This window comes from Cellulosimicrobium sp. Marseille-Q8652 (assembly GCF_965112045.1).
This window is the reverse complement of sequence record NZ_CBCOPS010000001.1, coordinates 1,876,100-1,888,142: the sequence shown is the minus strand read 5'-3', so window position 1 is coordinate 1,888,142 and position 12,043 is coordinate 1,876,100. Positions and strand designations below refer to the sequence as shown.

At 74.0% G+C, this 12,043-nt stretch carries 18 protein-coding genes; 7 read left to right on the top strand and 11 right to left on the bottom strand.

What is annotated here, in order from left to right; all coding sequences use genetic code 11:
- Nucleotides 1-124: 124 nt before the first annotated feature.
- Nucleotides 125-1,438: a glycosyltransferase gene (locus ACWPWV_RS08335; protein ID WP_454042455.1), complete on the bottom strand. Its 1,314-nt coding sequence runs from the start codon at nt 1,436-1,438 to the stop codon at nt 125-127.
- 128 nt (nt 1,439-1,566) lie between these two features.
- Here ACWPWV_RS08335 and ACWPWV_RS08330 point away from each other — a divergent pair, with 128 nt between their 5' ends.
- From ACWPWV_RS08330 to ACWPWV_RS08320, 3 genes are read left to right on the top strand one after another with little or no spacing between them, the layout of a single operon-like run.
- Entirely contained in the window at nt 1,567-2,217 is a 651-nt protein-coding gene (locus tag ACWPWV_RS08330; RefSeq protein ID WP_454042454.1) for a TetR/AcrR family transcriptional regulator, read from the top strand.
- Between the two features lie 37 nt (nt 2,218-2,254).
- Complete coding sequence (locus ACWPWV_RS08325) at nt 2,255-2,854, top strand: sulfite oxidase-like oxidoreductase (protein ID WP_454042453.1); 600 nt, start codon at nt 2,255-2,257, stop codon at nt 2,852-2,854.
- Complete coding sequence (locus ACWPWV_RS08320; protein WP_454042452.1) at nt 2,847-3,704, top strand: ferredoxin reductase; 858 nt, start codon at nt 2,847-2,849, stop codon at nt 3,702-3,704. Before ACWPWV_RS08325 ends, ACWPWV_RS08320 begins: the two co-directional genes overlap by 8 nt.
- A gap of 12 nt (nt 3,705-3,716) precedes the next feature.
- Here ACWPWV_RS08320 and ACWPWV_RS08315 read toward each other — a convergent pair whose 3' ends face one another.
- From ACWPWV_RS08315 to ACWPWV_RS08305, 3 genes are all read right to left on the bottom strand, one after another.
- The gene (locus ACWPWV_RS08315; protein WP_454042451.1) at nt 3,717-3,887 is read right to left on the bottom strand and encodes a hypothetical protein; all 171 of its coding nucleotides are present in this window, start codon (nt 3,885-3,887) and stop codon (nt 3,717-3,719) included.
- Nucleotides 3,888-4,032: 145 nt separating this feature from the next.
- Nucleotides 4,033-4,875 carry an NAD(P)H-binding protein gene (locus ACWPWV_RS08310; protein ID WP_454042450.1) on the bottom strand — a complete coding sequence of 281 codons (843 nt, stop codon included), beginning with the start codon at nt 4,873-4,875 and terminating at the stop codon, nt 4,033-4,035.
- A 46-nt stretch (nt 4,876-4,921) separates the two neighbouring features.
- Entirely contained in the window at nt 4,922-5,350 is a 429-nt protein-coding gene (locus tag ACWPWV_RS08305) for a Rid family hydrolase (protein WP_454042449.1), read from the bottom strand.
- Nucleotides 5,351-5,444: 94 nt separating this feature from the next.
- Between ACWPWV_RS08305 and ACWPWV_RS08300 the strand changes: the two genes are divergently transcribed.
- A complete protein-coding gene (locus ACWPWV_RS08300; RefSeq protein ID WP_454042448.1) occupies nt 5,445-5,954 on the top strand; it encodes a MarR family winged helix-turn-helix transcriptional regulator in 510 nt (169 codons plus the stop codon).
- Between the two features lie 50 nt (nt 5,955-6,004).
- Here the strand turns inward: ACWPWV_RS08300 and ACWPWV_RS08295 are convergent, their stop codons facing one another.
- Both ACWPWV_RS08295 and ACWPWV_RS08290 read right to left on the bottom strand, forming a co-directional pair.
- Nucleotides 6,005-6,427: an organic hydroperoxide resistance protein gene (locus ACWPWV_RS08295; RefSeq protein WP_454042447.1), complete on the bottom strand. Its 423-nt coding sequence runs from the start codon at nt 6,425-6,427 to the stop codon at nt 6,005-6,007.
- Nucleotides 6,428-6,579: 152 nt separating this feature from the next.
- Nucleotides 6,580-7,044 carry a MarR family winged helix-turn-helix transcriptional regulator gene (locus ACWPWV_RS08290; RefSeq protein WP_454042446.1) on the bottom strand — a complete coding sequence of 155 codons (465 nt, stop codon included), beginning with the start codon at nt 7,042-7,044 and terminating at the stop codon, nt 6,580-6,582.
- A 79-nt stretch (nt 7,045-7,123) separates the two neighbouring features.
- Here ACWPWV_RS08290 and ACWPWV_RS08285 point away from each other — a divergent pair, with 79 nt between their 5' ends.
- Nucleotides 7,124-7,768 (top strand): nucleoside/nucleotide kinase family protein, encoded by a 645-nt coding sequence (locus ACWPWV_RS08285; RefSeq protein ID WP_454042445.1) that lies wholly within the window; start codon nt 7,124-7,126, stop codon nt 7,766-7,768.
- A gap of 43 nt (nt 7,769-7,811) precedes the next feature.
- On the opposite strand, the gene ACWPWV_RS08280 is transcribed toward ACWPWV_RS08285, so the two are convergent.
- From ACWPWV_RS08280 to ACWPWV_RS08265, 4 genes are all read right to left on the bottom strand, one after another.
- Nucleotides 7,812-8,087, bottom strand: a complete 276-nt coding sequence (locus ACWPWV_RS08280) for a hypothetical protein (RefSeq protein ID WP_454042444.1) — start codon at nt 8,085-8,087, stop codon at nt 7,812-7,814.
- A protein-coding gene (locus ACWPWV_RS08275; protein WP_454042443.1) for an IS5 family transposase occupies nt 8,084-9,008 on the bottom strand; the annotation gives its coding sequence in 2 pieces (ribosomal slippage) (nt 8,084-8,644 and nt 8,646-9,008; 924 coding nt in all). The genes ACWPWV_RS08280 and ACWPWV_RS08275 overlap by 4 nt, the downstream gene beginning before the upstream one ends.
- 47 nt (nt 9,009-9,055) lie before the next feature.
- On the bottom strand, nt 9,056-9,421 hold the full coding sequence (locus ACWPWV_RS08270; RefSeq protein ID WP_454042442.1) for a TfoX/Sxy family protein: 366 nt from the start codon (nt 9,419-9,421) through the stop codon (nt 9,056-9,058).
- Nucleotides 9,418-10,044 (bottom strand): pyridoxamine 5'-phosphate oxidase family protein, encoded by a 627-nt coding sequence (locus ACWPWV_RS08265; protein ID WP_454042441.1) that lies wholly within the window; start codon nt 10,042-10,044, stop codon nt 9,418-9,420. The genes ACWPWV_RS08270 and ACWPWV_RS08265 overlap by 4 nt, the downstream gene beginning before the upstream one ends.
- 70 nt (nt 10,045-10,114) lie before the next feature.
- On the opposite strand from ACWPWV_RS08265, the gene ACWPWV_RS08260 reads away from it, so the two are divergent.
- On the top strand, nt 10,115-10,318 hold the full coding sequence (locus tag ACWPWV_RS08260) for a DUF2945 domain-containing protein (protein WP_454042440.1): 204 nt from the start codon (nt 10,115-10,117) through the stop codon (nt 10,316-10,318).
- A gap of 33 nt (nt 10,319-10,351) precedes the next feature.
- Here the strand turns inward: ACWPWV_RS08260 and ACWPWV_RS08255 are convergent, their stop codons facing one another.
- On the bottom strand, nt 10,352-10,822 hold the full coding sequence (locus ACWPWV_RS08255; RefSeq protein ID WP_454042439.1) for a hypothetical protein: 471 nt from the start codon (nt 10,820-10,822) through the stop codon (nt 10,352-10,354).
- Nucleotides 10,823-10,954: 132 nt separating this feature from the next.
- Between ACWPWV_RS08255 and ACWPWV_RS08250 the strand changes: the two genes are divergently transcribed.
- A complete protein-coding gene (locus ACWPWV_RS08250) occupies nt 10,955-12,031 on the top strand; it encodes an App1 family protein (protein WP_454042438.1) in 1,077 nt (358 codons plus the stop codon).
- The last annotated feature ends 12 nt before the right edge of the window (nt 12,032-12,043 follow it).

The window sequence follows — 12,043 nt, the reverse complement described above, 5'->3', positions numbered from 1 at the left end:
CGCGGCCGCGTACCGCACGCTCCACGCTAGGCGGCGTGGGTGGCACGGGGCCCACACCGGGACGTCGCGCGCGTGAACAGCGGATGACCGGGCGCGGGCCGCCCCGAGCGGGGCGGTCGCCGTCTCAGCCGTCGACCGCGGTCCGGGCCGCAGCGCCCACGAGCCCTTCGACGACGTCGACCACGCCGTCCGTCCCGGGCGACGCGGCGATGCGCTCGCCGATCCGCGCGCTCGCGGCCGCGTACGCCGCGTCGTCGAGCACGCGCCGGACCGCGCGCCGCACCTGGGACGGCCGCGGCTCGTTGGTCCGCAGCCGGACGCCCGCCCCGGACCACGCGACGCGCGCCGCGACCTCGGCCTTGTCCTCGGTCTTCCCCGCGACGACGAGCGGTACGCCGTGGCGCAGCGCGTGGTGCACGCCGCCGTACCCGCCGTTCGTCACGTAGGCCGACGTGCGCGGGAGCAACGCGTCATAGGGCAGGTACTCCGCCGCGCGGGCGTTCTCCGGCAGCGCGCCGAGGGCCTCGACCGGCCGCCCGCCCGTCGCCGCGACGACGAGGACGTCCTCACCGGCGAGCGCCCTGATCGTGGGCAGCAGGAGCTGCTCCGGGTCGTCGTTCGCGACGGTGCCCTGGGTGACGTGGACGACGGGCCGCGTCCCGTCGAGGTCGCCCCACCAGGACGGCAGCGCCGGTCCGCCGGTCCCGCCGGCCGCCGACGCCGCGGGCGGGCCGACGTAGTGCACCGGCGTGGGCACGTCGGGTCGCGGGTACTCGAACTCCTCGACGGTGAGCTGGACGATCGCGTCGGCGTGCGCGGGCCAGCCGAGGAAGAACCCGTCCAGAGGCCGCTCCCCCGCTGCCCGGACCAGGTCCGCGGCGGCGTCCTGGGCGGGCGCGAGCGAGCGTTCCACCACCCGCTGCAGCACCCGGTTGCGCGCGACGCCGAGCGGACCGCGCGCGGGGAGCAGGCCCAGGCCGAACGGCGCGGTGTGCGCGCTCGTCAGCCCGAGGGGGAAGATGCCGAGCGCGACGAGGGGCGGGCGTCGGTCCGCGGGCGTGGCCGCGAGCGCCGTCGCCCCGAGGAACAGGGGCTCGACGAGCACCGCGTCGGCCGGCCGGTCGGCGAGGGCGGCGAGCACCGCGCGGTGCTGGGCGAGCCCGGGGCCGACGAAGATCTGCAGCATGTCGTACCGGATGGCGTCGAGGCCCGTCCGTCCCGCCCGCCCGGGGAAGCGACCGGCGAGGTCGCGGTCGTCGAAGTCGGCCTCGGCGGGCAGCGACAGGTGCTGCGCCCCGGCGGCCGTGACGGCGTCGGCGAAGCGCGCGCCGGTGAGGAAGCGGACGTCGTGGCCGCGCGCGACGAGGCTGCGCGTGACGGCGAGCAGGGGGGTGACGTGGGCGTGGACGGGCGTCGAGCACAGCAGGACGGAAGCCATCGGTCGTGCCTTTCGTAGGGAGCGCTACAGGGGGAGAGAGCCTGTGACGCGCGGACCGGGCCGTCCGGGCGTGTGGAAAGATCGATCAACCGTCCGAAGTATTCATCACCCTCAGGGGGTAGTCAATAGTGGTCCCTCGTGCGTACTCCTCCGACCTGCGCGCCGAGCAGGCCGCGCTCACCCGCGACCGGGTGGTGCGCGCCGCGGCGACCGAGTTCGCCGAGCGGGGCTACGAGCGCACGGCGCTCGCGCGCATCGCCGACCGCGCGGGCGTCTCCGTCGAGACGGTCAAGGCGCACGGCCCCAAGCGCGCCCTGCTCCTCGCGGCGTTCGAGCTGACGTTCGGCGGCTCCGAGGGCCCGCAGTCGCTCGCCGACCGGCCCGAGGCCCGGGACGTCGTGGCGCTGACGGACCCGGGCGCCTTCCTCGACGGGATGGTCGCGCTCGTCGCCGACGCGAACGCGCGCGTCGCGGGGCTGTGGCCCGCGTTCGTCGCGGCGGCCCACGGCGACGACCAGGTCGCCGCAGAGCTCGAGGCGCTGCTCGAGCGCCGCCGGTCCACCGTGCTCGCGAGCGTCGATCTGCTCGTCGCGCACGGGTTCACGCTGCGCACCTCGCGCGAGCGGGCGGCCGAGACGCTCTCGTACGTGTTCGCCCCGGAGGGTCGGACCCACTTCGTCCCGGGCGCCGGCTGGTCGGACGAGGACTACCGCGCGTGGCTGCGCGACGCCGTGGTCCGGCTCGTGGCGTCGCCCCCGGGGGCCGAGCCGGTCACCTGACGGATGACGCGCCGTCGCGCACGGCCTACCGTGAGGCATGAGCACCCTCACCCCCGGCTTCCAGGGCCGGCCGAGGCCGCAGGGCGTCGCCCTGCCGCCCGGGCAGTACGTCGAGGCCGGGTTCCCCGTCCTCTCCGCGGGACCCACCCCGCGCGTCGACACGAGCACGTGGCGGCTCGACGTCGTCACCGAGACCGGCGCCACGCACACGTGGACGTGGGCCGACCTCATGCGCCTCCCCCAGGACGAGCCCACGGTCGACATCCACTGCGTCACCCGGTGGTCGAAGTTCGGCACGACGTGGCGCGGCGTCTCCCTCGACACGCTCCTGGCCGACGTGGAGTCGACGGCCGACTTCGCGATGGTCGGCTGCTACGGCGGGTACACGACGAACCTCCCCGTCGCGGAGCTGCTGGGCGGGAAGGCGTGGATCGCCCACACGTTCGACGGCGCGCCGCTGCACCCCGTGCACGGCGGCCCGGCGCGACTCATCGTGCCGCACCTGTACTTCTGGAAGTCCGCGAAGTGGGTCAACCGGATCACGCTCATGCCGATGGACGAGCAGGGCTTCTGGGAGCGGCTCGGCTACCACGACCTCGGCGACCCGTGGCGCGAGCAGAGGTACCAGGGTGACTGAGAAGCTGACCGAGGGAGCGGCCGGCGGGGTCGGCGGAGGCACCGCGCTCCCGGGCGCCGCGGAGCAGCCCGGCGGCGTCCGGCTGGGAGCGCGCTACGCCATGCCGTCGGGCTGGCGCGTCGCCACTCTCGTCGACGCGTGGGCCGAGAGCCCGACGGCGCGCACCCTCGTCCTCGAGGTCCCCGACTGGCCCGGGCACCTCGCGGGACAGCACCTGGACCTGCGCCTCACCGCTGCCGACGGCTACACGGCCGAGCGCAGCTACTCGATCGCGAGCGCCGCCACGGACGCCGCGGCGACCGCGCGCGTGGAGGTGTCGGTGCAGCGCGTGCCCGGGGGCGAGGTCTCCGGGTACCTCACGGACGGGTTCACCGTGGGTGACACGATCGAGGTGCGCGGGCCGATCGGCGGCTGGTTCGTGTGGTCGCCCGAGCACGACGCCGGGACCCCGGTCCTCCTGGCCGCCGGCGGGTCCGGGATCGCGCCCCTCATGGCGATGCTCCGGACGCGCCGCGACGAGGGTGACCGCTCGCCGTTCCGCCTCGTGTACTCCGTGCGCCGGCCCGAGGACAGGCTCTACGCCGACGAGCTCGCGCGCCTCGCGCGGGCGGGTGACGGTCTCGACGTGAGCGTCGCCTTCACGCGCGCCGCGCCGCTCGACTCCCGGCGCGCTCCTGGCCGTCTCACGCTCGCCGAGCTCGGCGCGTGGGGGTGGCCGCCCGAGCTCGAGCCCGCGTGCTTCGTGTGCGGGCCGACGGGGTTCGTCGAGGCGGTGTCGCGCACGCTCGTCGGGCTGGGCCACGACCCGGCACGTGTGAAGACGGAGCGCTTCGGCCCCGCGGTCGACTGAGCCGCGGGGTGACTACCGCGGCGGCTCGACGGTCGCCTGCGCCCACGCGCGCGCCCGCGCCTCGCGCTCCGCGAGCACGCTGCGGAGCAGCTTGATCGTCAGGACGAGCGCCCAGACGACGAGGACGGCCACCGTCGCGATGACGAGGACGTAGGCGAGGATCAGGAACGGGTAGATGGCCATGGGCGGACCCTAGCGGGCGACGGCACGGGGGGACGTCATGGGATCCAGGTCACGCGGCACCACGAGGCCACGGTACGGCCGCGCTCGACGCCGGACCTGCACGTCGGCGATCCGGGACTCGCGCCGCCGAGGTCGGCGCCCGCGGCTACGGGGTCGACCACTCACCGGCTGCCGCCGCGTCGGCGACGAACGCCTCCAGGGAACGCGCCGGCCGGCCCGTCAGGCGCGGCACGTCGTCCGTGACGACGGCGAAGTGCCCGGCGCGCACGCGCTCGTACGTGAGGGCGGTCAGCTCCCGCTCGAACCCGGTGAGCCCGTCCAGGGCCTCCGCGGCCCCGAGCTCGGTGTAGACGACCGGCCGGCCGAGCGCGGCGGACAGGAGCTCCGCCGTCCGGGTGTGGAGCACGGCCTGCGGGCCGGAGAGCTCGTACGTCCGGCCGGCATGCTGCCGGTCGAGCAGGGCGAGCTCAGCGACCTCGGCGATGTCGCGCACGTCGGTCCAGGCCACGGGCGCCTCCGCGTGCGGGAAGGCGAGCTCTCCGCCGGCGATCTGGTCGCGCAGGAACCGGGGGTCCCTCATGACCTGCATGAACCAGCCGGGCCGCAGGACGGTCCAGGACCGCCCGCTCGTCCGGACGGCGTGCTCCACGCGGGAGGACCAGCCCTGCGGTCCGGACTGCGCCGGGTCGCGCTCGGAGAGCAGGACCACGTGGGTGGACCGTGACGTCGTCGCGAGGTACGAGGCGACGAGCTCGGGAGCGTCGGCCCGGAGCGGCACGACGACGAAGACCGCGTCGACACCCGCGTTGGCGCGGGCCCACCCGTCCGGGACGTCCCAGGACAGCTCGACCGGGACGACGCCGTCGCGCGTGACCCGCGCGGGGTCGGTGCTCCCGCCCCGGAGCTCGACGTCGTCCCGCGGCGCCAGCCGGTCCGCCAGCGCCGACCCGGTCTTCCCACGGACGGAGGTGACGAGGATGCGCATCATGCGTGTCCTTCCCTACGGAGTCTTCGGTCGGGTCGGTCGGGCGGGGTCAGGAGCCGGCGCCCTCCGGCACGACCGCGGTGACCCGGATCTCGACCCGCATGCCGACGGCGCCGAGGGCGGCGACGCCGATCTCGGTCCACACCGGCGCGCGGTCACCCATGCGCTCACGGAGCTGCTCGACCATCACCGCGGTGTGCTCGTCGCCGATCTCGTCCGGACGCGTGGGGACGTGGAAGCTGTCGACGGCGACGACGTCGCGCCACGTGGCGCCCGCGAGCGCCAGAGTGCGCTCGACGTTGTCGAAGGCCCGGACGATCTCGTCGCCCAGGTCCTCGGGGAAGCGGATCTCGTCGTCCCAGCCGCCCTGGCCGGAGACGTGGACGACGTCGCCGACGCGCACCGCCTGCTGGTAGTGAAGGCGCTCACGCATCATGTCGCCGTAGCCGGGGGTGACGAAGAACTGGGGCGTGACCATGGGATGCTCCTTCGATTTCACTTCAGGTGTGAACTGAACGTAGCACGGGTTCACTTCACACGAAAAGTGATTCGGCGCTGTTAGAGTCGGGTCCATGCCGGAACCGACCCAGGAAGCTCAGGTCGGCGCGGACGCCGAGGACGAGCCGCGCTGGCTCTCCCCGAGCGAGAAGGAGGCCTGGACGGGCGCCGTATCCCTGATGCTCCTGCTGCCGAGCCGCCTGGAGTCGGCCGTCCAGCGCGCGGCCGGACTGACGCTCTTCGAGTACCTGACGCTGAGCCACATGTCGGAGGCGCCGGACCGTCGGCTGGTGATGAGCGAGCTGGCATACCTGACCAACGGCTCGCTGTCCCGCCTGTCCAACGTCATGAAGAAGTTCGAGGCCCGCGGCTGGGCCTACCGCCAGCCCGACCCGGACGACGGGCGACGGACGATCGCGGCCCTCACGGACGAGGGCTGGGCGAAGGTGGGCGAGGCGGCCCCCGCGCACGTGCGGTCCGTGCGCGAGCACGTGCTCGACCCGCTGACGGTCACCGACCAGCGGGCGCTCGCCCGGATCGCGGAGAAGCTGCGGACCCGGCCGGAGGACTTCGCGGCCTCGTGAGGGGACCCCGGGTCTCGCCGAGCACGCGCGACCCGGGGTGGACCTTGCGGTCAGTCCTCCACGACGGAGACCGTGACGTCGATGTTGCCGCGCGTCGCGTTCGAGTACGGGCAGACCTGGTGGGCCGCGTCGACCAGCTCCTGCGCGACGTCGTGAGGGACGTCCGGCAGGACGACCTCGAGGTGGACGGCGAGGCGGAAGCCGGACTCGCCGTCGGGGCCGATCTGGACGCGCGCGCCGACGGACGAGTCGTGGAGCGGGACCTTGCGCGCCCGGGCGACCGACTGCACGGCCGAGTGGAAGCACGCGGAGAAGCCGGCGGCGAACAGGAGCTCCGGGTTCGCCGCTCCTCCCGCGCCGCCCATCTCACGCGGGACGGCGAGGTCGAGGTCGAGCACGCCGTCGCTCGTGCGGACGTTGCCGTTGCGTGCTCCTCCGGTCGAGAGCGCCTCGGCGGTGTAGAGGGGGACCATGTCGGTTCCTTTCGTCGGTTCGGGGTCGTGCCCCGGGGGTTCGCGCGAGGACTCTCGCGCGAGAGGTCGTAGGTGGGCCCGGTCGTGGGCGGGCCCGGTCGCGCGCAGGGCCGGCCGGTGCGAAGGGTGGACCTGCCGGTCGAGGTGGGCGCTCAGCCGACCTGACGGGCCGCCGTCGTCACGGCCCTCATGCCGTCCGTGAGCCCGTGGACCGCGTCCCGCAGCCGACGGGCTCCCTCGGGGTCCAGCCCCATCCCCTCGTAGACGCGCCGGGGGACGTCGCCCAGCTCGTCACGCAGCGCGAGGCCGCGGTCGGTGAGCCGCGCCACCACGACCCGCTCGTCCGCCTCGTCGCGCGTCCGCACGAGCAGGTCTGCGCGCTCCATGCGGCGCAGGAGCGGGGAGAGCGTCCCGGAGTCGAGGCCCAGGCAGGCGCCGAGCTCTCCGACCGTCCGGCTCTCGTGCACCCAGAGGTCGACGAGGACGAGGTACTGGGGATAGGTGAGGTCCCACGGCGCGAGCAGCGCCCGGTAGGCCTGCGTCGTCGCGCGTGCCGCGGCGTACAGGGAGAAGCAGACCATGTCGCCGACGTCGGTCGGCGGGCTCTCGGTGCTCACCTCCTCATCATGGTGCACAACCCGGTTGTGCACAATACGTCTCGCGCGAACCGTCGTCCCTCTCCGGGACACTGGCGGCATGAAGACCGACGTGGAGGACCTGGGCGCGCTGGTCGCACGCGTCCGCGCGCTGCAGGACCGGGCGGACGGCGGCCGGGTCGTGGTCGGGATCACCGGCAGCCCCGGCGCGGGCAAGACCACGCTGGCCGTCCGGCTCGCGGAGTCGCTCGGGCCCGAGGCGGTGCACCTGCCGATGGACGGGTTCCACCTCGCGAACGCGACGCTCGACCGGCTCGGCCGGCACGACCGCAAGGGCGCGCCGGACACGTTCGACGGCTGGGGGTTCGTCGCCCTGCTGCGCCGTGTGCGCGACGAGGTCGACCACCCGGTGTACGCGCCGTCGTTCCACCGCGAGGTCGACGAGCCCGTGGCCGGCGAGATCGCCGTGGGTCCCGAGCACCGGGTCGTCGTCGTGGAGGGCAACTACCTCCTCGTGGCGGAGGAGCCGTGGGTTCGCGTGCGCGACCTGCTCGACGAGGCGTGGTTCTGCCGCGCCACCGACGAGGAGCGCCGGCGACGGCTCGTCGACCGCCACACACGGCACGGACGCACGGTCGAGGCGGCGACGGCCTGGGCGGACGAGGTCGACGGCCGCAACGCGCTCGTCGTCGAGGCGACGCGGCCGCGTGCCGACCTCGTCGTCTCCGGCGCGATCCCGGACTAGGACGTGTCTCCCAATCGTGTCCAGGCACGGCTGCTCACTAGGGTCAGAGCGCGTCGATCGCCTCTCCGAGGTCAGACGCGTAGGCGCTCCAGCAGATAGCGGTGCCGTCGTCGGCAAGTTCGCCCATGTACCAGTTGTCGTCGTGGCGTACGAGGATCAGCCCACCGACCTGGACGATCGCGCGTGGGATGAGCGGGACGAGGTCGTTGCCATCGTCGAGGTAGGCGTGTCGAACGAGAGAGAGCTCCTCGGCGTTGGCGTCACCCGAGTGGGTGCGCACGCGCTCGATCGTCCACCCCTGGCCCAGGTTCGTCGTCACCGTTGAATGGTCGCACTGCGAACCCAGGCGACGATCGCGGCGAGGACAGCGCCGGCGCGGTAGATCACCGCGTGCTTGTCGTATCGGGTTCCCAGGCCGCGCCACTGCTTGAGCAGATTGAAGGACCGCTCGACGACGTTGCGCCGCTTGTAGGTCTCGCGGTCGAGTTTCGGCGGGCGTCCGCCCTTGGCGCCGCGACGCTTCCGGTTCGCCTGCTGATCGGCCGGCTCAGGGATCACGACCTTGATGCCGCGCCGACGCAGCATCTCCCGAGTGCCGCGCGAGGAGTACGCCTTGTCCCCGAGCACCGCGTCCGGTGTCGTTCGTGGACGGCCCACGCCCAGGCGCGGTACCCAGATGTCGCCGAGCACCAGCTCCAGCGCACGCCCGTCGTGCGACTGCCCAGGTGTGACCACCACCGCGAGCGGACGTCCTCGCCCGTCGACCGCGTGGTGGACCTTGTTCGTCAACCCACCACGCGACCGCCCGATGCCATGACCTGCAGGTTCACTGTGGACGACGCTCTCGCGGCACTTCTTGTGATTCGACGACGCCCCCTGTGTCCTGCTCCGGACGCCTCGTGTTCGTCGCGTGCTGGTGAGCCCGGTTGATCGTCGAGTCCACCGACACCGTCCAGTCGATCTGCCCAGCGGCGTCGGCCTCGGCCATCAAGTGCGCGAGGATGCGGTCCCACGTCCCGTCGTCGGCGAACTTCTTGTGCCGCTTCCACACCGTCTGCCACGGCCCGAAAGCCTCGCGGGGCAGATCACGCCATGGGATCCCGGTCCGGTACCGGTAGGCGATGCCCTCCACCACCGTGCGGTGATCACCGAACGGGCGACCAACCTTGCCCGCGTTCGACGGCAGCAACGGCTCGATCCGCTCCCATTGCTCGTCCGTCAAGACCTGGAAACGACTCACGGCCGCGAGTCTGCCGCGAGCCTCACCGCTGGGTTAGGAGACACGCCCTAGTCCTCGGCCGGCCCTGCCGTCGCGGCCCGGTGGTGCTCCAGCGCGACGCCGAGCCAGGACGACAGGCCGTCGCCGACGACGGCGGCGGCGTCGACCGCGACCCACCCGGGCCCCATGTCGCGGCCCGCGCCCATCTGGGCCCGCGCGGCACCCGGACGCGCGACGAGCTCGTCGTGACGGCGGGCGTCGACACGGACGAGGAGGTCTCCGCCACGCAGCGCGCTGACGACCAGCGCGTCGTCGACCATGAAGGACCGACCGCCGAACATCGACACCTCGCGCACCGACGGCTCGTCGGCGAGCAGGGCCCGGAGCCGGCCGACCAGCTCGTCGCGCGCCGCCGCCGCGGCGTCGCCCGTCATGAGGCACCCGCCGCGCGTGCCTCGCCGCCGTCACCGAACCGCCAGCGCATCGCGGCGTGCTCCGCCGTCCGCTCGTACGCGAAGACGACGTCGGGCCGGACGGCGAAGACCAGGGCCTCGCCACCGTCGGCGTGCCGGAACGACCCGTCGCGCACGGTGAACGCCCACTCGTCGCCGTACTTGCACCGCCACCGCTCGGCGAGGCGGTGCAGCGCGGCGTCGTCCGTCACGCGCACCGCCTCGCCCTCCACGACCACGTCGAGCGCGTCGACGTACGCGTTGGTGCCGGTGGTGAGCACGACGTGGGGGTTCTCCGCGAGGTTGCGGGCCTTGCGCTCCTCGGGGCCCGTGGTGACGTGGAGGCACCCGTCCGCGACGACGGTCATCAACGGCGTGACGTGAGGACGCCCGTCGGGGCGCACCGTCGAGATCCACGAGATCTCGGCGCGCTCGAGCGTCCGTCGCACGGTCTCCCACGGCACCGCGCGCGCGCCGGGCGAGCTGTAGCCGGGGACCAGCGTCCCGTCGGGGTCGCCGGGCGTCTCCACGGTGCTGCCGAGGTCCGGCGCGGGGGCGGCGGCGACGGTTCGGGTGTCGAGGTCGTCGTCAGGGGTGGTGGTCACGTCGGGTCCTCTCGTCGGTCTTCCCTGGGACCGGCGAGCGAGCGCGGACTCATCGGCCTACGGTCCACGGATGAGCATCTCGCGCGGGGATCGGGTCTCGTGGAACACGTCGCAGGGCCGGACCACGGGCACGGCCGTCGAGAAGCGCACCACGCGCTTCGAGCACGACGGCCAGGCCTTCGTCCCCACGGACGACGACCCGTACTGGATCGTCGAGTCGGAGAAGAGCGGCGCCCGCGCCGCGCACAAGGAGTCGTCGCTCCGGGCCGTCTGACCGGGAGCGGTCAGCGCTCTGACCCGGGCGCGGTCAGGCCGGGGCCACCGGCCCTGCTTCATGACCTGCGCGGCCCGCCGACCGCCGGTCCTGCTTCATCCGTGCCTCGAACAGGTGCCGGACGCCGCCCGCGAGCTCGTCGCGTGCCTTCCGCTCGTGCGCGCGGAACGCCGACCAGTAGCCGTCGTCGTACTCCTCGACGAGCTGGAACGTCCACCGACCCGACACGACGTTGCGTCCGACGAGGTCCGCCTCGACCCGGTCGGCGACCTCGTCGTGCCCCGCCGCCCGCAGCTTCTCCACGGCGTCGCCCAGGGCGAGGTCCGCCTCGCCCGTGAGCTGGTGGAACGCGTAGAGGTGCCCCCGCGCGCGCTCCGTCGTCTCGAGCGCCTCGCTGAGGGCGCCCAGGGCGTCGACCGTCGCGTCGCTCACGCCGTCCGGCGCCGCACGCCCCGGCAGCTCGTGGGTCTCGCGGGGGTCTTGGTCGGTCGCGTCGTCGGCCACGCGGCCACGCTAGGACGAGCACGAGGCACCCGCACGCGAAGAACCGGGCCGCCGCGTCCCCCGGCCGCGCGCGGAGGGACGCTGTGACAGTGTTGACCTGCCCACCCCCGAACGGAGACGCCCGAACCGCTCATGCCAGAGACCGCCACCGCACCCTCCGTCACCACCGAGCCGTCCAGGAGCCAGCGCCCGCACCGGGCGGCCCGCCTCGAGGACCGGTGGCGCGCCGTCGTCTCCCGGTTCCAGAAGTCCCGCGGGTGGCGCCCGCGCGTCGAGCCCTTCACGGGGTACGGGAGCACGCGCCGCGTGCGCGTCCTCGGGCGGGTCCTGCTCGCGAGCCCCGCCTTCGACCCCGCGACGACCGCGGACCGGCGTGGCTGGCGCTACTTCTTCACCGCGCCCGCGTCGCGCGAGGAGGTGCGGGTCTACGTCGGCGAGACGGTGGTCGACGTCTGCTCGGACCGTTCGGGCTATCTCGACGTCACGGTCGAGGTCGACCTCCCCCCGGGCTGGCACGACGTCACGTTCCGGCCCGCGTCGGGCGAGCTCGTGACGGGCCGCGTCCTGGTCGTCGCGGACGGCCGACGGCTCGGGGTCGTCTCCGACATCGACGACACCACGATGGTGACCGCGGTCCCGCGACCGCTGCTCGCCGCGTGGAACACGTTCGTCCGGCACTCGAGCGCCAGGGTCCCGGTGCCCGGCATGGCCGTGCTCTACCAGGGCATCGCCTCGGCGAACCCCGGCACGCCGTTCGTGTACGTGTCGACGGGCGCGTGGAACACCGCGGCGAACCTGCGCCGCTTCCTCCAGCGCAACGCCTACCCGCCGGGCCCGCTGCTGCTCACCGACTGGGGCCCCACCAACACGGGGTGGTTCCGCAGCGGCCGCGAGCACAAGAACACGTCGATCGACCGGCTCGTGCGCGAGCTCCCGGACGTCGACTGGCTCCTGATCGGCGACGACGGCCAGCACGACCCCGAGATCTACACGCGCGCCGCGCGCCTGCACCCCGACCACGTCGCCGCGATCGCGATCCGCCAGCTCACGCCCACGCAGCAGGTGCTCTCCCACGGCTCCCCCCTGCCGACGCCCGGGGACGACGCCCACCGTCCCGAGCACGAGGCGCCCGTGCCCGCGGCGCAGGGTCCCGACGGCGCGGCGCTCGCGCGCTCGCTCGCCACGGCGCTGGCGGACTACCGCCGCTGAGTGATGCACCGC

Coding starts and splice junctions, on each gene's coding strand:
- ACWPWV_RS08305 (WP_454042449.1), bottom strand. CDS start 5,350: ATGGTCACGCCCCAGTTCTTCGTCACCCCCGGCTACGGCGACATGATG.
- ACWPWV_RS08310 (WP_454042450.1), bottom strand. CDS start 4,875: ATGATGCGCATCCTCGTCACCTCCGTCCGTGGGAAGACCGGGTCGGCG.
- ACWPWV_RS08300 (WP_454042448.1), top strand. CDS start 5,445: ATGCCGGAACCGACCCAGGAAGCTCAGGTCGGCGCGGACGCCGAGGAC.
- ACWPWV_RS08315 (WP_454042451.1), bottom strand. CDS start 3,887: ATGGCCATCTACCCGTTCCTGATCCTCGCCTACGTCCTCGTCATCGCG.
- ACWPWV_RS08295 (WP_454042447.1), bottom strand. CDS start 6,427: ATGGTCCCCCTCTACACCGCCGAGGCGCTCTCGACCGGAGGAGCACGC.
- ACWPWV_RS08250 (WP_454042438.1), top strand. CDS start 10,955: ATGCCAGAGACCGCCACCGCACCCTCCGTCACCACCGAGCCGTCCAGG.
- ACWPWV_RS08260 (WP_454042440.1), top strand. CDS start 10,115: ATGAGCATCTCGCGCGGGGATCGGGTCTCGTGGAACACGTCGCAGGGC.
- ACWPWV_RS08285 (WP_454042445.1), top strand. CDS start 7,124: ATGAAGACCGACGTGGAGGACCTGGGCGCGCTGGTCGCACGCGTCCGC.
- ACWPWV_RS08325 (WP_454042453.1), top strand. CDS start 2,255: ATGAGCACCCTCACCCCCGGCTTCCAGGGCCGGCCGAGGCCGCAGGGC.
- ACWPWV_RS08335 (WP_454042455.1), bottom strand. CDS start 1,438: ATGGCTTCCGTCCTGCTGTGCTCGACGCCCGTCCACGCCCACGTCACC.
- ACWPWV_RS08270 (WP_454042442.1), bottom strand. CDS start 9,421: ATGACGGGCGACGCCGCGGCGGCGGCGCGCGACGAGCTGGTCGGCCGG.